The 25,672-nt window shown below is 44.7% G+C and carries 20 protein-coding genes; 11 read left to right on the top strand and 9 right to left on the bottom strand.

Features of this window, described 5'->3' with window-relative positions; translation table 11 throughout:
• The first annotated feature begins 169 nt into the window (after nt 1–169).
• The 4 genes from glnL to JJQ94_RS06050 all read left to right on the top strand — a co-directional run bounded on the left by glnL (nt 170) and on the right by JJQ94_RS06050 (nt 3,598).
• Nucleotides 170–1,252, top strand: a complete 1,083-nt coding sequence (gene glnL, locus JJQ94_RS06065; RefSeq protein WP_099031483.1) for a nitrogen regulation protein NR(II) — start codon at nt 170–172, stop codon at nt 1,250–1,252.
• On the top strand, nt 1,249–2,646 hold the full coding sequence (gene ntrC, locus JJQ94_RS06060) for a nitrogen regulation protein NR(I) (protein ID WP_099031482.1): 1,398 nt from the start codon (nt 1,249–1,251) through the stop codon (nt 2,644–2,646). Before glnL ends, ntrC begins: the two co-directional genes overlap by 4 nt.
• 153 nt (nt 2,647–2,799) lie before the next feature.
• Nucleotides 2,800–2,976: a hypothetical protein gene (locus JJQ94_RS06055; protein ID WP_157757218.1), complete on the top strand. Its 177-nt coding sequence runs from the start codon at nt 2,800–2,802 to the stop codon at nt 2,974–2,976.
• Nucleotides 2,977–3,136: 160 nt separating this feature from the next.
• Nucleotides 3,137–3,598: a cyclic nucleotide-binding domain-containing protein gene (locus tag JJQ94_RS06050; RefSeq protein WP_099031481.1), complete on the top strand. Its 462-nt coding sequence runs from the start codon at nt 3,137–3,139 to the stop codon at nt 3,596–3,598.
• 452 nt (nt 3,599–4,050) lie between these two features.
• On the opposite strand, the gene JJQ94_RS06045 is transcribed toward JJQ94_RS06050, so the two are convergent.
• The 3 genes from JJQ94_RS06045 to acnB form a co-directional block, all read right to left on the bottom strand.
• Nucleotides 4,051–5,286: a cysteine desulfurase-like protein gene (locus JJQ94_RS06045; RefSeq protein WP_099031479.1), complete on the bottom strand. Its 1,236-nt coding sequence runs from the start codon at nt 5,284–5,286 to the stop codon at nt 4,051–4,053.
• A 9-nt stretch (nt 5,287–5,295) separates the two neighbouring features.
• Nucleotides 5,296–5,928: a 2OG-Fe dioxygenase family protein gene (locus JJQ94_RS06040; protein WP_099031478.1), complete on the bottom strand. Its 633-nt coding sequence runs from the start codon at nt 5,926–5,928 to the stop codon at nt 5,296–5,298.
• A 245-nt stretch (nt 5,929–6,173) separates the two neighbouring features.
• Nucleotides 6,174–8,771 (bottom strand): bifunctional aconitate hydratase 2/2-methylisocitrate dehydratase, encoded by a 2,598-nt coding sequence (acnB, locus tag JJQ94_RS06035; RefSeq protein ID WP_099031477.1) that lies wholly within the window; start codon nt 8,769–8,771, stop codon nt 6,174–6,176.
• A 365-nt stretch (nt 8,772–9,136) separates the two neighbouring features.
• Between acnB and JJQ94_RS06030 the strand changes: the two genes are divergently transcribed.
• Nucleotides 9,137–10,483, top strand: coding sequence for an IS1182 family transposase (locus JJQ94_RS06030; RefSeq protein WP_099032057.1), 1,347 nt, complete (start codon nt 9,137–9,139; stop codon nt 10,481–10,483).
• 221 nt (nt 10,484–10,704) lie between these two features.
• Here the strand turns inward: JJQ94_RS06030 and JJQ94_RS06025 are convergent, their stop codons facing one another.
• The 5 genes from JJQ94_RS06025 to JJQ94_RS06005 form a co-directional block, all read right to left on the bottom strand.
• A complete protein-coding gene (locus JJQ94_RS06025; protein WP_099031329.1) occupies nt 10,705–11,754 on the bottom strand; it encodes an OmpA family protein in 1,050 nt (349 codons plus the stop codon).
• Nucleotides 11,755–11,905: 151 nt separating this feature from the next.
• Nucleotides 11,906–13,684 (bottom strand): ABC transporter ATP-binding protein, encoded by a 1,779-nt coding sequence (locus tag JJQ94_RS06020; protein WP_099031328.1) that lies wholly within the window; start codon nt 13,682–13,684, stop codon nt 11,906–11,908.
• Nucleotides 13,685–15,106: a protein adenylyltransferase SelO gene (locus tag JJQ94_RS06015; RefSeq protein ID WP_099031327.1), complete on the bottom strand. Its 1,422-nt coding sequence runs from the start codon at nt 15,104–15,106 to the stop codon at nt 13,685–13,687.
• Between the two features lie 29 nt (nt 15,107–15,135).
• A complete protein-coding gene (locus JJQ94_RS06010) occupies nt 15,136–15,816 on the bottom strand; it encodes a DNA-3-methyladenine glycosylase I (protein ID WP_099031330.1) in 681 nt (226 codons plus the stop codon).
• A 211-nt stretch (nt 15,817–16,027) separates the two neighbouring features.
• Nucleotides 16,028–17,662: a cyclic peptide export ABC transporter gene (locus JJQ94_RS06005; protein WP_099031326.1), complete on the bottom strand. Its 1,635-nt coding sequence runs from the start codon at nt 17,660–17,662 to the stop codon at nt 16,028–16,030.
• A gap of 99 nt (nt 17,663–17,761) precedes the next feature.
• On the opposite strand from JJQ94_RS06005, the gene fhuF reads away from it, so the two are divergent.
• From fhuF to dhbA, 6 genes are all read left to right on the top strand, one after another.
• Entirely contained in the window at nt 17,762–18,517 is a 756-nt protein-coding gene (fhuF, locus tag JJQ94_RS06000) for a siderophore-iron reductase FhuF (protein WP_099031325.1), read from the top strand.
• Between the two features lie 79 nt (nt 18,518–18,596).
• Nucleotides 18,597–19,811, top strand: a complete 1,215-nt coding sequence (locus tag JJQ94_RS05995; protein WP_099031324.1) for an isochorismate synthase — start codon at nt 18,597–18,599, stop codon at nt 19,809–19,811.
• Nucleotides 19,798–21,414, top strand: a complete 1,617-nt coding sequence (locus JJQ94_RS05990; RefSeq protein ID WP_099031323.1) for a (2,3-dihydroxybenzoyl)adenylate synthase — start codon at nt 19,798–19,800, stop codon at nt 21,412–21,414. The genes JJQ94_RS05995 and JJQ94_RS05990 overlap by 14 nt, the downstream gene beginning before the upstream one ends.
• A gap of 9 nt (nt 21,415–21,423) precedes the next feature.
• The gene (locus tag JJQ94_RS05985) at nt 21,424–22,290 is read left to right on the top strand and encodes an isochorismatase family protein (RefSeq protein ID WP_099031322.1); all 867 of its coding nucleotides are present in this window, start codon (nt 21,424–21,426) and stop codon (nt 22,288–22,290) included.
• The gene (locus tag JJQ94_RS05980; protein ID WP_099031321.1) at nt 22,290–23,597 is read left to right on the top strand and encodes a condensation domain-containing protein; all 1,308 of its coding nucleotides are present in this window, start codon (nt 22,290–22,292) and stop codon (nt 23,595–23,597) included. Before JJQ94_RS05985 ends, JJQ94_RS05980 begins: the two co-directional genes overlap by 1 nt.
• On the top strand, nt 23,584–24,348 hold the full coding sequence (gene dhbA, locus JJQ94_RS05975) for a 2,3-dihydro-2,3-dihydroxybenzoate dehydrogenase (protein WP_099031320.1): 765 nt from the start codon (nt 23,584–23,586) through the stop codon (nt 24,346–24,348). The genes JJQ94_RS05980 and dhbA overlap by 14 nt, the downstream gene beginning before the upstream one ends.
• Here dhbA and JJQ94_RS05970 read toward each other — a convergent pair.
• Nucleotides 24,323–25,666 (bottom strand): PepSY-associated TM helix domain-containing protein, encoded by a 1,344-nt coding sequence (locus JJQ94_RS05970; protein WP_099031319.1) that lies wholly within the window; start codon nt 25,664–25,666, stop codon nt 24,323–24,325. The genes dhbA and JJQ94_RS05970 overlap by 26 nt on opposite strands.
• Nucleotides 25,667–25,672 lie beyond the last annotated feature (6 nt).

The following is a 25,672-nucleotide window of genomic DNA, read 5'->3' as shown; positions in this document are numbered from 1 at the left end:
AACAAAGCATTAATAATGTGGGCACCTTAGAGTTGGCATGCTTTATTAATAACAAGTTTAGGATACGAGTTCGAAAACCCCTAGTTTCTGAGCTTAGGTAATAATTTACTTCAATGGATGCAAAGCTATGCTATTCTCATTGCACCACATTGGTGCACGGTGAACATATATGGATCAACATAACTCGATTGACTTGGATAAAGTTTGGCAATCTCTCTCAACCGCGATTTTAGTGCTCGATCAAAATTTATTGATCCACTATGCCAATTACAGCAGTAGTGAACTGCTGGGACTAAGCACTAAACGGCTTGTTGGACTGGCAATTGATAGTGTGTTTAATCATCATCATATAGACCTGCCACGGCTCTCTAAATACGTGTTACAAGATGGCGTAGACTGCCAGCAACACAGGGTAGACGTGGTATTTGTAGATAATCGTGTCGCGACACTAAGTCTGCATGCCAGACGAGTTTACCTTGCAGAAAAGGCGTATATTTTAGTGGAATGTCGCCGTGTTGATGATGCCCTGCGTTATGACCAAGCATCCAATCAAATGCACCAATTTCAGGCAGCTCGAAACCTCATTCGCGGTCTTGCCCATGAAATAAAAAATCCACTTGGTGGGATCCGCGGTGCGGCGCAATTATTGCAGTACGAAACTGATCAACAAGAACGGGAAGAATGTGCCACGCTCATTATTGAGCAAGCAGATAGATTGCGCGAGTTGGTAGATAGATTGCTTGGACCCAATCAGTTACCACAAAAAGAGCCGTGTAATATCCATCAGGCGTTAGAATCGGTGATTAAGTTAACCACCTTGGAGCGTGATGCGGATATCACCTTGGTAAAAGATTATGATCCCAGTATTCCGGCCATCGTGATAGATCAAGCCAAAATTCAGCAGGTTCTGCTGAATATGCTGCGCAATGCTCAACAAGCACTACAACATGACGGTACGATCACCATAACAACGCGCATTAAACACCGTCTTCATCATGGTGAGCGACTATTGAAAAAAGCTTTACTCATCCGTATCAGCGACAACGGTCCGGGGATCGCCGATGAGGTAAAAGAGACATTGTTCTTTCCGATGATCACAAATAAAGAAGGAGGCTCTGGACTTGGGCTCTCTATCGCACAAACTTTGGTAGAGCAACACCAAGGGTTTATCGAATGCGATAGTTGGCCAGGACACACTGAGTTCAGTATCTACCTTCCCTTTGACAACACCGAAACAGGAAACGTGCAATGAAATCAGTTTGGTTAGTCGATGATGACGCTTCAATCCGATTTGTTTTAGAAAAGGCATTAAAGCGAGCTGAGTTTGAAACCGAGAGCTTCGCCAGTGGTCAAGATGTATTGACGGCGCTTGAATATGAGCAACCTGCGGTGCTTATCTCAGATGTACGTATGCCTGGTATCGATGGCATGGCCTTACTAGATAAAATAGCAGGGCTCTACCCTAACCTGCCGGTGATCATTATGACCGCGCACTCGGACTTAGACTCTGCGGTCAACGCATTTAAAAAAGGGGCGTTTGAATACCTCGCCAAACCTTTCGACTTAAACGAGGCCGTTTCCCTTGTACAACGTGCATTTCGTGCAGGCCAGCAAACTAAAAAGCAAAAGCGCCACAGTGAAAAAGCCAATAGCCCCGACATTATTGGTGAAGCCCCGGCGATGCAGGAGGTGTTCCGCGCCATTGGTAAACTTTCCGCTTCAAGCATGAGTGTATTGATTAACGGCGAATCGGGCACGGGTAAAGAGCTTGTGGCAGGCGCGCTGCACAATCACAGCCCGCGCAAAGACGCTTCTTTTATTGCGCTCAATATGGCCGCCATCCCCAAAGATCTCGTTGAGTCTGAGTTGTTCGGCCATGAAAAAGGCGCTTTTACTGGTGCTGACAGTATGCGCCGTGGCCGCTTTGAGCAAGCCGACGGTGGCACCTTATTTTTAGATGAGATCGGTGATATGCCACTGGACGTACAAACTCGGCTATTGCGCGTACTCGCCGATGGTGAGTTTTATCGGGTTGGTGGTCACAACAGCGTGAAAGTCGATGTCCGTATTGTCGCGGCTACCCATCAAGACTTAGAGACACTGGTCAAGCAAGGTAAATTTCGTGAAGACTTGTTTCACCGTCTAAATGTAGTCAGGTTAAAACTACCAGCCTTACGTGAACGCCCTGAAGATATCGCCGCACTGTGCGATCACTTTCTTGCAAAAAGCGCAAAGGAGCTAAAAGCCGAGCCAAAAATCATCTCCAAACATGCCCTGCAAAAAATGCAAGCGTATCATTGGCCAGGCAACGTTAGACAACTGGAAAACACCTGCCGTTGGTTAACGGTAATGGCGCCGGGCGAACTTGTTACCCCAGCGGATCTGCCCGAAGAGCTAGAAAAACCACAACAGATTGACGCCTTAGAGCATGGCAATTGGCTGGACGCATTCCAAACTTGGTTAGACTCAGAGTTACGTAAAGGAAAAGACCATATTTGGCCCGATGTACAGGCACAATTAGAAACACGACTGATCAAATCCGCACTCAATGCCTGCCATGGTCATAAGCAAGATGCGGCGTTAAAGATAGGTTGGGGGCGCAATACGTTGACCAGAAAGCTAAAAGAGAGAAATATTCAAGATTAGACGACAAGCTGAGTATTATGACTCAGCTTTTCCCCTACCACTCCAGTTCCCAAAATGAATAATATCTGATTGAAAATCACACAAACAACCAGTAGCTTGGACTATGCCGTATCTTGTGACTCGGCATAACTTACATTTTGTAAAGGAATCGCTATGAAAATTACATTGAATAAAAAACCACTAAAACATTTATCTAACAGCAAGAAGCTAGCAAATGAGCTTACACCGCAAGCTGCTGGTGGTTATGATGTTACCTCACCACACAATAAAGGCTGTATCAGCTATCAGGGGATGACATGCCCTACTTCGCCGTACGATCCCGCTTGCTAGAATGATTTAACTCATGTCGCTTATCGTTATATACCAATCCACATAAATAGTTGGCGACATAATCAAGTAGATTGGTGTAAGCGACAATAAAAAATCATTGCTCTAATCAAAAAAAGTCGCCACTATTTAATAAAGACAATGTACTAACTTATGTAAGCCTGTGAAACTGCTTGAAAATGTCCCACTGTTTAAACAACTAGAGATCATCAATCGCTTAGCGTTTTTTAAAGAATTTACGCTTGCCGAGCGCCAGGTGTTACTCGAGTCTTTTGGTCACTTATATCTGGTGCAGCAAGAGCGTCACGCCTTCAAACGTTTTGAAAAAGACAATCGCCTGTATATTGTGTTAAGCGGTGAATTTTTGATTTTTAAACAAGATGCGGCCCATGATTTAGGTAAGGTTGGTCCTGGTGAATTTTTAGGTGAAGGCGCATTTATCACTAACCGAGAACGCAGTACTAGCGCACAAGCGTTAAAAGACAGCATTATATTGGCAATAGCCCCAGATGCACTAACACGCTTGCCCAATGTGATCCGGGAAAAAATCAAAGACAAGCTTATTGAAGGTATGAGCCATCGCATTGCTAAGCTCAATGCATTTATTGAAGGTGTAACTGACTAAGTAAAGTAGCCCAAGCAAAACATAAAAGAATGGCACTACACCAAAGCAGCTTGTCTTGCCCGCTGTGATTTGTAATCCACTTTGACTTTGAAATGACATACTGAATAAGCATCATCAGCGGGATAGTAAAGCAGATAAATCCGTAAAAGAGATAACTTAGTGTTGCCGTCCACCAGAAGTGTGGACTCGTTAAGTCCGTTTCATTGACCATACCAACCATGGGGACAGGAAACTGATATACATAAATAAATATCAGTGATAGAAGCCAACAAAACAGAGGAATAATAGTAATTCGTATCACGCCACCAGTAGTCCTTTCCACAATTTCCTCCAGCTAATGTAATACATATAATTAAAGTATACTATTAAAAAGCTGTATCGAAACAGAAGTAAAGTTACAAGAGAACCTGATTGTTGCGAGAAGAAATGGGAGCCGTAGCTCCCACTTTTTATTATGCTAATAGCTCACTGAATGCATCAAACAAGCTATCTAGTTCTTCTATGGTGTTGTAATGCATACAACCGATGCGAACAACCCCACCTTTATCCATGACCCCTAGCTGCTCGCAAAGCCCTTGGGCGTAGAAATTGCCATCCCATACGCACATGTGCTTTTTACCTAAGAATTCCGACACGGTACGTGGCTCGATGCCATCAAATATCAAAGCAAACGTTGGTGTACGCTCAGCAAGTCGCTCACGTGACTCGATACCAAAAAGTTTAATCTTTTTAAATTCGGCTAAACGCGTTAAAAAGTGTTGGCTAAGCTGCATCTCATGCGCTTTTGTGCGTGCAAACGCCTCAACCAGTTTCTCACGGCGTGGGGTATCTGCACTCATCTCGCTTAGTGAAGCAATGTAGTCAATCGCCGCAACAACACCCGCTAGCCCTTCGAAACTCTGCGTACCAGTTTCCCAGCGGCCTGGAATAATGTCTTTTGCCGGCTCCACCTTGTACGGAGTAAAACCTTCTAAATGCTCACGCTTACCATACACAATGCCGACATGCGGACCAAAGAACTTATAGGCAGAGCACGCAAGGAAGTCGCAATCCAAACCTTGTACATCGATTAGCTCATGAGGTGCATAATGCACAGCATCAACATATACCAATGCACCAACTTGGTGTGCAAGCTCCACAATACGCTGAATATCGTTGATTGAACCCGTGGTATTTGATGCATAAGTCACAGCGACTAACTTGGTATTGTTATTTAACAATGACTCGAAGTGTGCAAGATCAAGCGTGCAATCGGTTTCATTAACACGCACCGCATGCACCGTCGCACCTTTATCTTCGGCGGCTTGACGCCATGAAGAAACGTTTGAATAGTGATCGGCATTGGTCACAATGACTTCATCACCCGCTTGCCATTCGCGAGATAGTGCACGGCTAAAGCTAAAGGTTAAGCTGGTCATGTTGGCACCAAATACAATTTGATCTGCACTTGGCGCATTGAGTAAATCCGCAACCGCTTGGCGCGCTTCACTCATCAAACTGACGGTCTTATCGCTCGAGAAAAATGCCCCACCTAAGTTAGAGTTAAAATAACCAAGGTAAGCAGACATCGCGCTCAACACGGACTGCGGGACTTGAGAGCCACCCGGGCCATCAAGGAAAATTGGCGCGGTTCCACCAATACTTTGCATAAGCGCAGGGAACTGACGACGCACTTGATTTAAATCCATACTACCCTCTTAGGCTGTAAATACGAAGCAGTCTAGATAACCAACTTGCTCGGCATCTAGCTTGTTCATCGGTGTTGCGTTATGCCACACTTCACGGTCATTCACCAGTGCAAATAAACCATCTTTGATTTCCATTTTGAAACAGGGCTCAGCTTCTTTGTGCTCATAAACCAATAGCTCACCACCGGCGATATTTTCGTGAGAAACACCGCAAACACACACATGGTCAAAACCATCTTGGTGCACACCTTCAGGCGCAGGAGGGGTATCGCTTTCAATCGCTAACATGCGAAACTGATGCACTTCTATGCTGGTATCGTCTGCAATTCCTGTCATGGCTTTGAATTCAGCAAGCATATGCTTAAAGCCATCGGTGTTTAACATGTCCGGCTCAAGGTTTTCGTAAACACGCTCAATATTACCTTGGAAAGTATTAATTGAATCGTCTTGAACGAAAGCCTTAGTCGGCTGCAATGTCACTTCGCCGCCAGTGAATTTAACCACAGAATAACGGCGCTTTCTGAATGCACCGTCGGCATAAGGGTTATCTGGAAGTTGATTGAAAAAAGGCTTAACTGCGTCGATATGTGACTGCGGTAAAAAGCGTAGTTGTAATAAATTCTGGTTGTTTACTGTTGTCATGATCCTCTCGCCCATTGATGAGAATTTGCCGACAATTCTAATAAAACCAGAGAAAATTACTGTTTAAAAAAACGGGATTTTAACAACCAAAACGCAATAAAAACCCACTTATAGCCACTTTAATAGATTACTTATCTAGGTTTAAAATAATGCTTGATAACACCATTTAACTTGAGTGCTTTATGTGCATAAAAAAAGCCAGCATGCGCTGACTTTTCTCTTTCAATGTATTCTAGAGCGAGTGATTAAACCGCTTGTTGAATGATCACTGAGTCTGCCTTTTTAGTGTACTGAGGCATCTTGTGGAAGTTCAAGTAACGGTACGTGTCCGCAGCCGTTGCATTGATCTTCTCAGCATACTCTTGATATTCAGCAGGCGTTGGTAGTTTGCCAAGAATAGCAGCTACCGCTGCAAGCTCTGCTGATGCAAGGAATACGTTTGCACCTGTACCTAAACGGTTAGGAAAGTTACGAGTCGAGGTAGAAACAACCGTTGCTTTATCAGCAACACGTGCCTGGTTACCCATACATAGTGAACATCCAGGAGTTTCGATACGTGCACCTACACGACCGTAAATACCGTAGTAACCTTCGTCAGTTAACTGATCGCGGTCCATCTTCGTTGGTGGAGCAACCCATAGTTGCGTTGGTAGACGACCACCGAAGTTATCCAGTAGTTTACCAGCTGCACGGAAGTGACCGATGTTAGTCATACAAGAACCAATGAACACTTCGTCGATCTTTTCACCTGTTACCGCTGAAAGTAGACGTGCGTCATCAGGGTCATTCGGTGCACAAAGGATTGGCTCTTTGATATCAGCAAGATCAATCTCAATGGTATGCGCGTATTCTGCATCCGCGTCAGCAGTCATTAGCTCAGGGTTTGCTAGCCACTCTTCCATCTTAGTGATACGACGCTCAATAGTACGTACATCACCATAGCCTTCAGAGATCATCCACTTAAGCATCACGATGTTAGAGTTTAGGTACTCTTCGATAGACGCTTGTGAAAGCTTAACGGTACAACCTGCCGCACTACGCTCTGCAGACGCGTCAGATAGTTCGAACGCTTGCTCAACTGTTAGGTGCTCAACACCTTCGATCTCAAGGATACGACCAGAGAATTCGTTGATCTTGCCTTTTTTCTCAACCGTCAATAAACCTTGCTGGATTGCATAGTAAGGGATAGCGTGTACTAGGTCACGTAATGTGATACCCGGCTGCATTTCACCTTTAAAACGAACAAGGATTGACTCAGGCATATCCAACGGCATTACACCCGTTGCCGCTGCGAATGCTACCGCACCTGAACCTGCAGGGAATGAAATACCTAGCGGGAAACGAGTATGTGAGTCACCACCTGTACCTACTGTATCAGGTAATAGCATACGGTTTAGCCACGAGTGAATAACACCGTCACCTGGACGTAACGATACACCGCCACGGTTCATGATGAAATCAGGAAGTGTGTGGTGTGTGTTTACGTCGATTGGCTTAGGATAAGCTGATGTGTGGCAGAATGACTGCATTGTCAAGTCAGCAGAGAAGCCAAGACAAGCAAGATCTTTAAGCTCATCACGCGTCATAGGACCCGTGGTATCCTGAGAACCTACCGTTGTCATTGTTGGCTCACAGTATTGGCCTGGGCGTACGCCTGCCATGTTACATGCTTTACCAACCATCTTCTGTGCAAGCGTAAAGCCTTTACCAGAATCAGCCACTAACTTAGGCTTACGGAAGATATCTTCAGCTTCAAGACCAAGAGACGTACGAGCTTTGTCTGTCAGGCCACGACCGATGATCAGAGGAATACGGCCGCCAGCACGCACTTCATCTAGAATTACGTCTGATTTCAGTGAGAACGTTGAAATAACTTCGTCAGTACCGTGACGCTTAACCACACCTTCGTAAGGGAAGATGTCGATTTGGTCGCCCATGTTTAGTTCGTCAACTGGAAGCTCAATCGGTAATGCACCAGAATCTTCCATAGTGTTGAAGAATATAGGCGCAATCTTGCCACCTAGACACACACCGCCAACGCGCTTGTTTGGTACGAATGGAATGTCATCACCCATGAACCAAAGTACAGAGTTAGTTGCAGATTTACGAGATGAACCCGTACCAACAACGTCACCTACGTACGCTAGCGGTAAACCTTTACCATTAAGCGCTTCAAGTTGTGCAATTGGACCTACTTCCCCAGGCTTATCAGGGTTGATACCATCACGCTCGTTTTTAAGCATAGCCAACGCGTGTAATGGGATATCAGGACGAGACCAAGCATCTGGTGCTGGAGACAAGTCGTCCGTATTTGTTTCGCCAGTTACTTTAAATACAGTCACTGAAATCTTGTCTGCAACGGCTGGCTTCTCAAGGAACCATTCTGCGTTTGCCCATGACTCAATCACTTGCTTAGCAAACTCATTGCCCGCTTTTGCTTTTTCTTCTACATCGTAGAATGCGTCAAACATCAGTAGCGTGTGAGACAAACCTTTAGCAACGATAGGTGCAAGTGCTGCGTCGTCTAGCAGGTCGATCATCGGCGCGATGTTGTAACCACCAAGCATAGTGCCAAGTAGTTCAGCTGCATACTCTCTTGAAATGAGCGGTGATTCCGCTTCGCCTTTCGCTACTGCAGCCAAAAAGCCTGCTTTTACGTAAGCGGCATCATCTACACCTGGCGGTACACGGTTGATAAATAGATCAACGATGAACTCTTCTTCACCTGCAGGTGGAGTTTTTAGTAATTCGATAAGGTCAGCAGTTTGCTGCGCGTCTAACGGCTTAGGCACGATACCTTGCGCGGCACGCTCTTCTACGTGTTTACGATATTCTTGAAGCACAATATTGCCCTCTTGGTGACGTGGACAGACAAGTAAATGATCTGGCTGCGATTATTGATGCAATCGGCTGAACCATTCCCTTGACCATAAAATATAATGAACAATTATAAGGTCTTTGAGTATAGATGAAAATCTTGCATGCGATACCTCGCCTTATAGTCACTATAAATACAATGAATAAGCATGTGGAAACAAGTATATTTTGATGAATATTAGTCAAACGAGAATCATTTTAATTTTGCGAAAAGGTATGCTTGATGGGATCAAAAAAGGCTCCTGAAGGAGCCTTTCAGACTGTTGAAAAAGGGCTGGACACAGATCTAGCCCTTTGATCTAATAAGCGTAGTGAGTTTAGGGAGTTCACCATGCTTAAAGACAAAACCCCTCAGCAATATGAACTAGAAATGGTCGCTATCGACCAATTGGTTCCAAAAGACCATTTAGTTCGCCTGATTGACCTTGCGATTGATTTCGAATTCATCCGCGATGAAGTCACCCATCTCTACTGTAAAAACAATGGTCGCCCAGCGGTTGACCCAGTGCGAATGTTCAAGATTTTATTTCTTGGATACCTGTTTGGCATTCAAAGCGAGCGTCGCTTGATTAAGGAAATCCAAGTCAATGTCGCATATCGTTGGTTTTTAGGTATGGGACTAGCTGAAGATGTCATCCACCACTCGACGCTAAGCCAAAACCGCATAAAGCGCTTTAAAGACAGCAACATTTATCAATCCATCTTCGATAACATTGTCCGCCAAGCGATGAAGCAAAAACTCATAGGTGGCTATAGCTTATTTGCTGACAGTACACACCTCAAAGCCAATGCCAATAAAAAGCGCTATGACATAGAAGACTTAAAAGTCAGTCCTTCAGTGTATGTAGAGCAATTGAACGAAGCGGTACTGCAAGACCGGGAGGATGAAGGAAAAAAGCCCCTGAAGTGTAAGGAAGAAACACCTTGCACAAAACCAACCAAAGTCAGCCGCACCGACCCAGATAGCGGGTTTATGGTACGGGATGAAAAGCCAAAAGGGTTCTTCTATCTAGACCATCGAATTGTGGATGGTAAACACGGCATTATTGTTGACACACACGCCACCGCAGGCAATGTCCATGACTCACAACCTATTATCTGTCGACTCGACAGAGCGCTCGATACCTTTGAGATAAACCCTATCGCGGTTGGGCTAGATGCAGGCTATTTTACCGCCGCGGTATGCCACAATCTGGAAGAAAGGCAATTAGTTGGCGTGCTGGGATACCGAAGACCAAATAAAAAGAAAGGCTACTTCGCCAAACGTGAGTATCAATATCAAGCCGATACAGATACTTACCTGTGCCCGCAAGGTGAAACTCTAATCTACAAAACAACAAGCCGAACAGGCTATCGTCACTATCATTCCGACTCAAGAAAATGTGGACGCTGTCCAGTCAGAAATCAATGCACAGCCAGTAAAAATCAAACCAAAGTTATAACGCGGCATGTTTGGCAATCAAGCGTAGAAAACGCCAATGCGATTAGGCTGAGCGACTGGGGTAAAAAGCTCTATCGACGACGAGCCGAAACGGTGGAAAGAAGCTTCGCTGATGCGAAACAACATCATGGACATCGCTACTGCAGATATAGAGGCCTGCCAAAAGTGACCGCGCAGTGCTTGTTAGCAGCGGCATGTCAAAATATGAAGAAAATGGCGCTCATGGCTGCACACTAGCAAAAAACCTCGAAAACTCCCCCCTAAAAGCCCTCAAAACGACCTTGGACACACCAAATCATAATAATTAGCCTAGCCAACACAAAAAAACCAACGCTGAAACTTACGGCAGAGAAAACTGCTCCAACAACTGGGAAAAATAAACCCCGCTTAAAAAAGCGGGGTTTATCATCAATCTGAAAGGCTCCTGAAGGAGCCTTTTTGCATAAGTTAAGTAAAAATTAACGCTTAACTTTTACTTTCTCTTTAGAGGAAACGTGCGCTTCCACGCGACGGTTTTCAGCGTGCGCTTCAAGCGTGTTTGCTGGGTTTTTCAAACGCTCTTCACCGTAACCAACCGTGGTAATACGCATTGAATCTACACCCATATCAACGAGTTTTTCAGCAACGTTTTTCGCACGGCGCTCAGAAAGCTTTTGGTTGTAATCAGCATCACCCACAGCCGACGCGTGACCTTCAATCACAACATCTGCATTCTTATGTTCTTGCAGGAACTTAGCAACCGCGTTGATATCATCAACATATTGCTGTGAGAAAGAAGCATCGTCATGCGGGAAACGAACTAGTAGGCTTACTTTGTCTTCTTTAGTCTCGTACAAAGTACAACCAGACGCATCAACAGCATCCGTCATTGGTGTATTAGCACATTTGTCTTCGCTATCCACAACACCGTCTTTGTCACTGTCTTGTGGTGCTTCTGCAACTACAGGTGCTGGGGCTGGGGCAACCTCTTCCGACTTACCAGCGCTACCAAACGAGTAGTTAATACCGATTTTACCACCAACATCAGTAAAACCAGCTTCTAGGCCTTGGTAAACTGCCGCTTCTGCATTCACGAACAAGTGATCGGTGAAGTAATGACGAACACCAGCACCTACGTTAGCAAAGGTGTTATCTGAGATTACATCTAGGTTCATCTTCTTGATACCCACTAGACCATAGAATGGACCACCATCAAAATGATACAAACCGTCGATACCGTAACGCTCTGCATCTAGTGAACCATTGCTGATACCACCAAGGTCAAAGTCCATATCTGCATATTCGATACGACCACTCCAGAATTTGTCAAAACGGTAGCCGATTTCAGCGCCCCAACCTGTAGAGTCTTCTACATCTAGACCAGCCATATCGCGGTGATTTTGCCAGTCAGCATCATAGTAATCACCGAATACACCAAGATATACACCTTCTGTAGGCTCAGTAGTATTTGCATTTGCATTGGCTGTTACTGCCATCGCAACTAGTAAGCTCAAAGTTTTAATTTTCATCATTCCTTCCCATCTCTGTTAGTTTACGCATTGAGTATCGACTCGGATAGTCTATCAGAAAATGCGTCTACCGATTACGTTGCATAGATAATATTAGCTCGTCTATTAATGTTTACTTAACGTTACATAAGGAATTTTTGCTATTTATGAATTAATTTTGATGACCAAATAGGATTTGATACAGACCTTGCTCCTTTAACAAATCCTTATGTTCTCCATACTGGGACACTTCACCATCATCTAAAACATAAATTAAGTCGGCTTGTTTTATTGCGCTCAATCGATGTGCAATAATCAAAGTCGTTCTATCAGCCAAAAACGCTTGCAAATTGCGATGAATTTTTGCCTCAGTCTCAATATCAAGTGCCGAGGTTGCTTCATCCAACACCACCACTTTAGGATCAGCAACAACCATTCTAGCAATAGCCAACCTTTGCTTCTGTCCTCCAGACAATTTAATCCCGTTGCGACCGACTTGCGCATCTAATTTGTCGGCCAGAGCAAGTACGGTATCGGCTAGCTCTGCAACTCGGAGTGCCTGCCAAAGTAATTGGTCAGATACCTCTCGCCCCATTGCTAGGTTTTCACGGATGCTGGTATTAAAGAGTATCGGCTGCTGCAGTACGGTCACTATATTATCTCGCACTGCTTCATAACCAATTTGCTCTACTGGCGTGTCATTTATATGAATCTCGCCACTTTGCTTTTCATACAATCCCAAAAGCAATTGCACCAAAGTAGATTTACCACCTCCGGACACCGCTACTAATGCTACTTTCTTCCCTGCTGGAATATGCAAAGACACCTGCTTGAGCACGGGTTGCTCTGCAACGTAAGCGAAGTCTATATTGGCAAATTTGATATCAACCTGAGATGAATCAAAGACGGTTTTTGTAGCGGGATATTGTGCTTCTGTCGCAAAGTTAAAAACCTGGTTTAACCTACCAAGCGCCGCCGAGGCGCCATAGTAAGCATATTGAATACCAAGAATTTCCTGCACGGGTCCCATCATGAACCAAAGGTAACCAAATACCGCAAATATTTGGCCGACCGTTAAATCAGAAAACACCACCATAAACATAGCGACAGCACGGAAAAACTCGAACCCCACCAAAAACACGGTAAAGCTTAAGCGGTTAACCGCGTCCGTTTTCCATTGTGACTGTACCGCGTAATGTTTGAGATCTTTGGCGGCTACTTTAACCTGTGCAAAGTAGTTACCCTCTCGACGAACGGCTTTTAGCTGAGAAATAGCATCTAGCGTCTCGACTAGTGAAGTTTGCAGTGCCTCAAATGCAGCATTCTCTTCCTTTTTCAGCTCTTTAACATGTTTGCCAAACTGCCGAGAAAAATAGATGACCGCCGGATTGAGCAACAGGATCACCAACCCCAACATCCAATCAATCCAAAGCAAAATCGCCGCAGTGCCAATGATTGTGAGTAAACCGATTAAAAATCGTGACAAAGTTTGGCTGATAAATTTATCCAAGGTTTCCACATCGGTAATACAGCGAGAGCTAATTGCTGCACCACCTTGGCTTTCGTACTCCTTAAGTTGAACTTTAGGTAAATGCGTAAGTAAGCGCTCACGGATTTGATAACTAATGTCCTTGCCAATAATAGTAAACTGGCGTGACTGCATCACCCCTAACACCAAACTGGCCAAGCGCATCGCTATCACAGCAAATAAAATGACCACGATATAGCCACTGGGGCCATGCCATTGCTCGGGTAATACTGAGTTCATCCAAGCCACCGCTCTGCCGGGTGCGTCTAGTAAGACTTCATCTACCAGCAACGGCATCATCAAAGGGATAGGGACACTCACCAACGCGGCAAATAAGGCGATGATATGCGCCTTTATAAGCGGCCGTTTGTGCTCAAGGACTTTACGTTTAATTTCTTGCCAAGAAAGCTGCTGCTCTGCCATTTAGGTTCCACAAAAAGTTTGATAGTGGGCCGGTGTAGACGCGCTGGTCCACGATTCAGGATAATCTTTGTAATCATAGGGCGACGTCAACGCCGTTAGCCAATCCTCTAGCGTTTGACTCATGCCTTGCTGATTAAACAGCGCAATCTCAGCCTCCACCAACGCATTACGAGGGATAAGTATTGGGTTAGCTTGACTCATCAAGTTAGCCGCAACATCATCGGGAGCTCGCCTTTGTGCCCACTGCTGCTGCCAGCTCTCCAATTCCGTTGGCACTGATAAGGCTTTGTTTGGGTGACCAAGCAAAATATTGGTTAGTGCCGCAAAAGTATTGGTAAAGTCTAGTTCATGCTCCGTCATCAACTTGAGTAAATCACTAAGCAGAATATCGTCTGCGTCGTTCCACTCATCAATACCAAGCTTAGCCGCCCACATATCTTTGTACTTGCGATTAAACGATTCAGAAAACTCCGCTAAAATTTGACTAAATGCTTCAACTCCCGCTTGCTCATCTTGCCACAACACCAATAAGGCCTCGGCAAGTCGAGCACAGTTCCAATTCATGATGTTTGGCTGATTCCCAAACGCATAGCGGCCTTGGCGGTCGATAGAGCTAAACACGGCGTTAAAATCAAACTTTTCCATCATCGCGCAAGGGCCAAAGTCTATCGTTTCGCCACTGAGCAAAATATTGTCGGTATTCATCACGCCATGAATAAAGCCTACCCGCATCCACTCGACGACTAAGTCAACTAACTGTTCACACACTTCACGAAACAATTCGAGTACATCCTGTTCGGTCTCAACTTTAAATCCCTCAAATAATTGCTCGCCCAGCAAGTTAAGCAGGCTCCATAGCTCATCTTTATTTTGCTGTGTAGCCAGATATTGCAAAGTACCGATGCGGATATGACTTTTTGCCACACGACATACGACCGCGCCAGGTACTTCACCTTGGCGATAAACATGGTGTCCAGTGGTTACAACAGCAAGGCATTCCGTAGTTGGAACACCCAAGCCAACCATAGCTTGGCTCATGATGAACTCGCGTACTGCAGGCCCTAGCGCACAAAAACCATCACCGCCTCGAGAAAATCGCGTCGCTCCAGAGCCTTTCAAGTGCAGGTCGTATTGACGTCCGTCATCAAGTTTCACCCCACCAATTAAATGCGCTCGGCCATCACCAAGTAACGGGTTAAATTGCCCAAACTGATGACCACTGTAGGCTAAGCTCGTAGGTTCAATATCACCTAATGGACGCTGGCCGCATAATAGCTCAGCAAGCCCTGCTGTGTCGTATTCCTCTAGCTCAAGCTGATGTAGCAACGGCGTATTGGATAGTAGTAATGTGGGCTGATTAAATCTCGCAGGTTGCTCCTTAAAGAGCAAAGCAGAGCCTTGATAGGGCTGAAAAAATACCATGCGGTCATCTCCATTTTTAGCGCGTTTCACTAGCGAATATTATCACCAACGCTCATTGACACAATTTGACTTAACTCTTGTAGACTAAGCCCGCTATATTGATGCATTTCATTGAAAAACTGCTGCGCCGCTTGCAGTGACTTCTGACTTTGTAAGCCACCGTCTATGATCTCCTCTGCACGCAGTACCGTTTCGACATCTTTACTCAGTAAAAACGTATCTTTACCTAACACACGAAGCGCGTAAGGGCCGGTATTCCCACCGAGTCTCGAGCCATGCTTTTTTAAGTACAGCCACAAACCAACAATATTGTCTTCAGGCCAGTTTGCGACGAATTCACTAAAGCGGCCATGCTGTTGTTGCACTTCAAAAATCATATGGCAATTGTCAGCAATACTTTTTACCTTTTGAGCATTACGAATGATCCGTTCATCCTGACCACGTTGCTCGTACATTTCTGGAGACATCATTAACAGCTTCTCAATTGAGAATTGCCAAAATACTTCTCTAAAACCGTCCCACTTATTATCAACCACCGCCCAATAAAACCCGCTTTGGAATATCTTGCGCGTAAATTCTTCTAGCCATTGATCATCACTTAATGCCAATAGCGATTCCGTGCTCAAGGGTTGATTAAGCTTAGCTTTTAGCGCCGCCTCAGAGCCTTTACGCTCGGCAGCCCTATGATAAATTTTTTCGAATACTTTCATGCTCATGACCGAGTTTGCTTGATATTATTTACAGGGTAACTGATCTCGCCTGAGCTCGGAATAGTAACCTGTTCTCTAACGGTGGTTTTTCCTTACGGCGACCTGAGCCAGCCATTAATGTGAGAGGTTTGATGAAATCTTAATGAAGGGCTACGCCTAGCCGCGTTACTCACTGCGGCTAGGTTGATGTTTCGTGTATAAAGAAATCTAATTAGGCTAATACATGAGTTTGAGTTACTGGGAGTTGGGTGACTTCGGTTAGGCAGCCATTTTCCATTTTTAATAACCTGTCAGCCAATGAGAAGTATTTATCATCATGGGTGATCACCAAAATCGTTTTTCCTTTGTTTCTTAATTCAGGCAGAAGCTCTCGATAAAATACATCTTTAAAGACCGGGTCTTGGTCCGCTGCCCACTCATCAAAGAGATAAAATGGCCTATCTTCAAGGTAGGCAACAACTAATGCAAGACGCTTTCGCTGGCCTTGTGATAGACGTTGTGTTGTGAAGCGGCCCGATTCAATACTCACTTTATGGTGTAAATTAAGCTTGCGAATTAGCTCATTCCCTTTTCGCTCCAGCTGATCGCAAGGCACATTTAACAAACGATCGAATAAGTAATAATCACCAAACACCGTACTAAAAAGCTGGCGATAAGCATCTAATCCAGCGCCGCTAATCGGCTGGTTATCTACTACGATCTCTCCTTCGTCTGCTTCATACAAACCGCACAGCACTTTAGCGAAGGTTGTTTTGCCACTACCATTGCCACCAACAAGATAAATGAGTTCGCCTTGCTTAAACTCAAGATCTATTGGTTTCAGTGAAAATATATCGTCGCTTTGCTCGTGATAGTAACGGTGACACAGTGCGTGTAATTGGATACTGTTAAACTGCTTAAAAACTTGCACACTATTTCCATCATCACTCATCAACTCATCGGTTAATGTTTTGATGGTATTCGCTGAGGCTTGCGCGGCGAAAGCTCTGGGTATATTTGCCAGTAAGGTTTCTAATGGCGTTAGCATATAGAGAAATAACAGTGCAAAGCCAGACATAATGCGCTGACTCTCTTCACCAGTTTGCTGAGATAAAAAATATAACGCCCCACCAATGAAGGTAAAAATCAAAAAGCCACCCCAAGAGGAGGCCATATGCAGAATAGAAACGCCCTCAATACGTTCTTTTCTTAAGGCGTCTATAGCGGGATGCAGTACCTCTAACTTGAAGAACGCTCGCTTACTGCGATTTAGTTTAAGCTCTTTGATGCCGTCAGTGATCGCATCAAATTGTTGAAAAAGGCCATCTTGCATCGCAGCAGCGTTCGCTATTTTTTTAAAAGCAACATTGTTTGCAAAACTATAGCTCACCGAACCTAAAACCAAGGTCAGTAATGCAAAAAGAAATATTAACCAGTCTAACCAAGCCATATATACGAAAGCACCAAGTACTATCATGGCATTCGTCAATATACCCGGCATACTCATGAAAAACCCTGCCACCTTTAAACTATGCTCTGTTAAGCAAGATTTGATCTTCGCGTCTCCCTGTAACTCTATGTGACTAATTTTTGCTTCTATCGTTTTATCAGCAACCAGTTTTCTTAACTCGGCTTGGCTATGCTCACTCAACTGTTCAGCAACTAATTTAGAAATTAGCTGTACCACGACCCCTGATATTGCCAGCGCCGCAAAAACCCAAAAGAACTCTGTCTGACGCTCGCCTTTAGCATTTATTATTTCGTTAATAAGTGCCACCAGTGAAACACTAATAATGCCGAATACAACGCTGCTCAGCGCAGTGGCCACAAAGCGTTGCCAAGTCTTTTTTATCAGAAAAACTAACACGATTTCTCCCAAGGATGATCAAATCCCTTACAGGACGACTTTGAACTAAAAAAATTCACTTGGATCGCGTCTTATATTAAAAACTCAACAACCTTGACTATGTTGCCAATTCTTAAACCTTATCTGTCACCACCGCTTGATAACTATGCTAGAGGTGTTGCACTTATTTCTGGTGATAAACCCTCTTTTGCTCAACAAATCAAAAATATAACCTCCTTAAGTGACGCGATCTCTCGCTTTAGTTCAACAAAGGGAGTGACGAATAAAAAGGCGCAGGCCTCAGTTTGGCACATGCACTACATACTACGTATCATGCCCGCTATTTTATTTACACACAGTGTGTTGGGCCGTGTACTCCCATTGGCTTTAGATAAAGTCGTGATCGACATGGAGAGCTGGCAACTACAGCTGCCCAATCAAGGGAGAGCAGTGGAGTATCACGATACGGCTACTCACTATGCCGAGTTTATTGACGCGCATTTAGCTCCCTTACATGCCTTTTTGAATCAGCAATTTGGGATTGCTGAGCACGTTTTATCGAGTAATTGCGCTTTTCGCTTGAGGCAGTTTTTTCCAACCATCATTCATTATGTCGGCGAACGCCCTAAGGTAAACGATGACTATCACACTTTATCTCAGGCAGTGAAGATTGGGGAACATGTAAACCCTTTTTATACCCCAAAGCTGCAACTCTGTGACGAGCGTGGCCCCTATCAACTGAGGGAGTCATGCTGCCTGTTACACAAAACAAGCGATGGCAAGCTTTGTCGCGACTGTCCAAAGCACCCTCATCACTTTGACGCCCATCAACAACAACGAACTTTGCGCAGGGCTGTTTTAACAAACTCGATATAAATCTAAATCTTTATTGTTTACCTTCGTCTTGATTTCAATTAATTCGTTTTCACTGCTGTGATATCAGCAAGGTGTGCTTATGGACTTTAGCCAAGTTATTCAACTCGAACAATATGCAAAAGCCACGCAATTTAACCCGGAGAACAACTGCCTGTTTACAACGGGTACGCATTGCTTAGTTAGTCAAGGGATCAAGAAACGCGTCACTTTACCTATTGGTGATACAAAGGATTTAGTCGCTGCAATTGACTCTCACATGCATAATGAGCCAGACAACACTATCGCCTTTGCCGCTTTGCCATTTTGCAAAACAGAGCACGCGCAAATTATTATTCCAGAGCAAGTTTCTCGTTGGGAAAAAGCGGCGTTCAGTGCTTGGTTTGACGCTGAGTTAGCGTCATGCCAAGGCGTACCAAACTCGCTATTAGAAATTACCGATTTACAGCCTCAGGCTCAATTTGAAAACGCAGTTTCTCAAGCCAAACAGCTATTTGATACCGGGCTACTAAATAAAATTGTTTTGAGTAAACAGACTCAACTGCGCTTTGCAGAGCCAATTAATTCCCAAGTCGTGCTGCGTAATTTGCTACAACAAAGTCAATCTGGCTACCACTTTTCATTCCCTACAACCGACAACGCAATTCTCATGGGTGTCAGCCCCGAGCTATTACTGCGCAAGCAAGCTGAGAAATTAACCACTAACCCGCTGGCAGGTTCAATTCCAAGGGATACTTGTCCAAAGGAAGAAGCGCACCGCCGCAGTGTATTATTTGCCTCTAAAAAAGATAGATATGAGCATGCCGTTGTCATTGAAGACATTCAGCAAGTATTGACGCCACTTTGCCGTGCACTACATATTCCAGCTCAACCTGAGCTGTTGAGCACAGCCACTATGTGGCATTTATCTACAGTCATTTCAGGTGTCTTAAAAGAATCAGCAACCCATAGCTTAGCAATTGCAAACCAATTGCATCCAACACCCGCACTCTGTGGTAAGCCAACTGCTGATGCTTATCCCAAAATAGCAGAGCTAGAACAGCAAAGCAGAGGCTTGTTTTCGGGGATCATTGGCTGGTTTGATAAGCACGGCAATGGCGAATGGGTAGTGGTGATCCGCTGCGCAGAATTACGCGATAAGACCGCAAAGTTATTTGCTGGAGCGGGTATTGTCGCAGCATCAAACCCGCGCTCTGAATGGCTAGAAACAGAAGCCAAACTCAATACCATGCTAAACGCACTCGAAACAAAGCAAGCATATTACGCAATGAGAAATACATTCCATGAAGCAAATTGATTTTACTCCTTGGCCAGCTGAATTAGCCGAGCGCTACCGCGAAAAGGGTTATTGGCAAGACCTACCGCTAACTTGTGTAATTAGCGAACAATTAATACAGCATGCAAACAAGCCTGCTGTCATTGATGAACATCGGAGCTTAACTTATTTGGAGCTTGATCAATATAGCAATCACTTAGCTGCTTATCTCTCAGCGCAAGGGGTTCAACAAGGAGACACTGCGCTTATCCAGTTGGCTAATCAAGTCGAATTTTATATCAGCTTATTCGCACTTCTCAAGCTTGGCGCAGCCCCAGTGTGCGCACTATTCAGCCATAAACAGACTGAAATTAGAAGTTACTGTGAACAGCTAGCACCTAAGGTGTTAATCGTTTCTTCAGCGCATGAATTGTACCGAGATGAGCAGTTCATATTATCGTTACAAAAAGACTACCCTAGCATACGGGCAACACTGATAGATCACCCAAAAGGTAATAGCCAGCTTAAACAAGCTTACTTGCAACCGCGACCATTTTCTGCGCCAGACTTAGACCCGACTCAGGTAGCATTTTTCCAGCTATCAGGTGGAAGTACTGGCACGCCAAAGTTGATCCCAAGAACTCACAATGACTACTTATATTCCGTGGTGGCAAGTAAAGACATTTGTGAATTGACGGAGCAACATGTTTATCTTTGTGCTCTACCTGCCCCACATAACTTTCCACTTAGCTCTCCGGGAGCCTTGGGTTTTTTTGCTGCCGGCGGCACCGTTGTCTTAGCCCCAGACCCAAGCCCAAGCAGCTGCTTTAGTTTGATTGAAAAATATCAAGTAACACACACAGCGTTGGTTCCTCCAGCTTTGCAGCTATGGTTACAACATGCCCCCAAAAGCCAATACCGCCTAGACAGCCTTGATGTCATTCAAGTGGGTGGCGCCAAATTAAGTTTAACGATTGCACAACAAGTCAAGCCTGTTCTTGGCTGCCAGTTGCAACAAGTTTTTGGCATGGCTGAGGGGCTAGTTAACTACACACGTTACAATGATGACCTATGGCACATTCTCAATACTCAAGGATGTCCAATTAGTGAAGATGATGAAATCAGAGTCGTGGATGAGCACGGCAACCCCGTGCCCGATGGCGAAGTGGGGCGATTGTTGACACGAGGACCCTATACGATTCGAGGGTATTATCGCTCGCCAGAGCACAACCAAACTGCATTTGATGAGCAGGGGTTTTATAGTTCTGGAGATTTGGTAAAGCGTCTGCCATCAGGACATTTAATCGTTACAGGTCGCGTCAAAGATCAAATCAACCGAGGCGGGGAAAAAATAGCAGCGGAAGAAGTTGAAAACCTTTTACTCAGCCACCCAAATATTCAACAAGCCGCCATTGTTGCAATGCCAGACCCAACCTTGGGAGAAAAAAGTTTCGCTTTCCTGACCGGTATACCGCTTAAACCATTAGCCATTCGCAAATACTTACGTGAACAGGGAATTGCAGATTACAAGGTACCGGATAAGTTTAAGTTTATAGATAACTTACCACTGACTCCCGTGGGTAAAGTCGATAAAAAACAGCTCCGTAGCGAAACTGAAGCACTGCAAAAATCCATTCAACTTTAGAGAAGTAAAATGACTATACCTAAATTAAATCACTATTCTTTACCTCGCGCTGCTGAACTTGCGCCAAATCGAGTGGATTGGCAACTTGACTCGCAACGCGCTGCGTTACTTATCCATGATGTGCAACATTACTTCGTCTCTTTTTATGGTGCAGATAATCCGCTAGTACAAACCATGATAGAACACATTCAGCGAATTAAAGCGTATTGTTACCAACATGATATTCCGGTCTATTATACCGCCCAGCCGATCAAACAAGGTCGCAATGAACGAGGGTTACTGCTAGACATGTGGGGAGCTGGACTACAAGATCCGAGTCAACAGCCCATAGTTGACGCATTAGCGCCAACCGAACAGGATATTGTCCTGACAAAGTGGCGATATAGCGCTTTTCAAAAATGTGATTTCGAAGCGCAGCTAAAAGCACAGCAACGAGACCAACTTTTGATTGTCGGTATTTACGGCCATATTGGCGTGATGACCACAGCTATTGATGCATTTATGCGTGACATACAGCCTTTCGTTGTCGCTGATGCAATTGCAGACTTCACCAAAGACGAGCATATGATGGCACTACACATCATAGGTCAACGAGCAGGAAAAGTGATCACGACAGCAGAAGTGGTTGGCGAACCAAGTATTGACCTGACTACGCTCGCGGGACTTAAAGCATTCATTTTGCCTTTGATCGACTGTGAGCCAGATGAGTTTGATGAACATGAAAGCTTGATTGATTACGGTCTAGATTCAGTGCAAGTGATGAACTTGATTTCATTATGGCAACAACAAGGTATTGAAACTAACTTTATTGAGCTAGCACAAATGCCTACTCTCGCAGCCTGGGTCGAGCTAATTGAATCTCGGATGGCAGAATAATGGCATTGCCATTAACCGCTTCTCAACACGCGATGTGGCTACTGCACACGATTAGTGGCCAAGGCAACTTATTTAACGTCGCAGAGTGCTTGGAATTTCAAGGTAAAATCGATGCCGAGCAATTTTCCGTCGCACTCCACCATGTCTTTGGGCAAAGTGATTTGCTGCGCAGTAACTTTATCCATAATGACGATTTTATTCCAAGTATTGTGGTTGGACAATCGCTGCCTCAGCTGATCACCGAATACCTTGATCATGATATTACTTCTCTAGCTGAGTTTATGCCACAACAGGTGGCGCATGAGCTTGCCAAAGCTTTTGACTTAACCAATGGTTGCTTGATGCGATTTAAATTGGTGCGTACCCCTAGCCAAGATTATTGCTTTATTGTTGCCCATCACATTGTCCTTGATGGCTTTGGCTTTGGTTTATTTCATCAAGCGTTAAGTCGCAGTTATCAGGCTTTAAACACAGGGAAACCTCTGCCAAATTGCTATTTTGCTTCACAGCAACAACTGCTAGATCTGCATGGTGGTGAACACTATCAAAAACAACTATCTGAGGCCGCAAGCTCCCTGAACGAATGGCTTGATGAATACCCTGTGGCGCAAAGCTTTAGTGACAGCAAAGCTGCGATTACCGAACCAAATCAACGCTACCATTTCGCGTTAGCTCGAACTCAGTGGCAAACGTTACAATCGGCAGCAAATCTAGTTCAAGTCACCCCCAGTGAAATACTGCTAAGTGTAGTTGCCATAGTGTTAGCGGCTAAATGCAACAGCCATAAAGTGACATTAGGATTGGTGATGATGAATCGCCAAGCCCCAGTGGAATTTTCATGCCCCACCGTACAAAGCAATGTATTACCACTGCCGCTAACTTTGCCAACGTCAGGAGGATTGGCAGATGTGGCCAAGTACATCAATAGGCAGATAAAACGCGTGAAGCCATTGCAATGCTATCGTGTTGAACAGTTGAAACGAGACCGCAAACAACAAGGTAAAGCGATTGAAGTTAGCGGCCCGACAGTAAATATTTTGCCCTTTACTAGCCACCCACGCTATGGCGAAGTCAAAAGTCGCAGCCATATTCTTAGTGCTGGAACGACGGACGACTTTATGCTGCAAATTTATTTAAATGGTGATGATCCCGTGCAGTTTGATATTGATTACAATCCAGCAAGGTACTCCCCAGAGCTGGTTGTATCTATTGCAGAAGCAATGCAGGAAGCTGCTAATGTCTGGTCGGACACACCGTCTTTGCCTTATCTCTCCGTCATAGAGGAAATGAACAATGTGCTTCGATGACAGCCTCCAGCAAGAGTATCACAACAAAATTGTTTGGGTGACTGGTGCAGGACAAGGCATAGGACTCGGTGTCGCAAAGAAATTTGCGCAGCTAGGCGCTCGTGTCGTGGGTTTCGATAAGCAGTTTGCAACTACAGAACCGCTATTTAAAGCCATACACTGTAATTTAGCAGACCTCGCAACATTGGAGCATACGCTGGCAGCATTAGTACAGCAAGACCTCGCTCCATATAGCTTAATTAATGTTGCGGGCGTACTCGAACTTGGCGCGCTAGAGACATTATCACTTGAGCAGTGGCAGCACTGCCAGCATGTTAACGCTGGCGCCGTATTTGTTTTCCTGAAGTCTTGTGCAACTCATTTCAAACAGCAACGTAGTGGCAGCATAGTGACGGTTAGCTCCAATGCGAGCCATACGCCCCGCCAAAATATGGCAGCCTATTGCGCGTCGAAATCAGCCTCAACCCAATTAACCCTTACAGCAGGGTTAGAATTGGCTGAATATGGCATACGCGCTAATGTGATTGCTCCAGGCTCTACGTTAACGCCAATGCAAACTGGTATGTGGCGAGATAGCTCAGGTGCAGAGCAAGTGATCAAAGGGTTTCCTAGCCAATATAAACTTGGGATCCCATTGCAAAAACTGGCAACCCCTGAAGAAATCGCCCACTCGGTGCTATTTTATGCCTCATCCCTAAGCTCACATACCACCATGCAAGTGATCACTATAGATGGTGGTGCGACACTTTAGGTTTACTAATAAGCGTTGCTTCGCGACATAAGTTAAGTAACGCGCCTCCCCATACAACAATGATAAAGCACGTGACTAACGTCCAAATCGATAAAAACAGCACCGAACCTGTTGGTAGCACAGGAAACTGGCCTGCGACTCCATAGTTCATAAGCGTTTGATAGGCGTAGTAAGCAACACATACCAAAAGGCTTAAACTAAAAACCAAAGAAGCTTTCACGCCTCGTAGATCTTCTTTTCGGCGCAGCTTGAGCTGGCGTTTAACATACATATAGGTACCGCTAAGCACCAAAAATGAAAGTACAACCCCAAAGATGCACCACAATATTTTTACCCATATGCCGGCAAAATTACCAAAATGCAAAGGATCCGCGGTATCAGATAAACGCCAATATATTCCCTGACTAGACGCAGTTTGGCTATATACGACTTCCCCAGTATAGGGATTCACATACACCTTATTTGCTCTGTCCCTAACCAATAAGTCACTGGATTGGCCTTCAACATAAAAATACCCTCCGGAATATCTAATCGCTCTAATTTCCAGATCTGGTCTCGCTTCTCTGACTTTTGCAGCAAGCGCCACAACAGAGAGCTGAGGCTTATCTTGTGGTTGCAATGCAGGTAAGGGGTTCACAGCAAAATCACCAACATCAGTAAACGCAGTTTTACCATCAGCCAAGTCCATTCTGACAAACTCAAACAAGTACCACATACTGGTTATTGCAATCACCACTGCTAACCACAAACTCCATACTCCAGCTAATTTGTGTGAGCTTGCGACCTTAGCGCGAGTATCGCCGCTAAGCTTTAGCGTAAAAAACTTTTTCCACCAGCCTCGATACAAATACAAAGCACTAATCGTGGATACGCATAGCGGAATGGCAAATAGCAAAACCAAGTAATAAGACACAATGCTGTCGAACACACCAAAAAAATGCATATGGAAATCTCGGAAAAACCGCTGAATATTCAAAAAGCTCGTTTTCCCCTGTATATTTCCAGTGTAAGGATCAACGTAAATATGCTGCCATGGATTATCCGGCAAGCGGACCACGAAATCGTGAGCAAAATGGCTTTCCAAACCCGCAAACGCAATCCCTATTCGTGCGTCTGGGTAGGCTTCTTGAACCTTCTCGTAAGCACTCGCTAAACTGACTTGTGGACTACTTTCTGCCGCTCTCACCGTGTCATCGAATAGCCAATCTAATTCGTAAGAAATGGTCGCAAATGCCCCTGTCCAACAGATCACGAACAATAGCAAGCCGAACCACACACCGCTTAAACTATGCCAACTGAACCATTGTTTTGCTGTCATTCTTTT

The sequence above is a fragment of the Pseudoalteromonas sp. GCY genome (assembly GCF_016695175.1).
In the GTDB taxonomy this organism is placed as follows: domain Bacteria; phylum Pseudomonadota; class Gammaproteobacteria; order Enterobacterales; family Alteromonadaceae; genus Pseudoalteromonas.
This window is presented reverse-complemented; position numbering and strand designations above follow the sequence as displayed.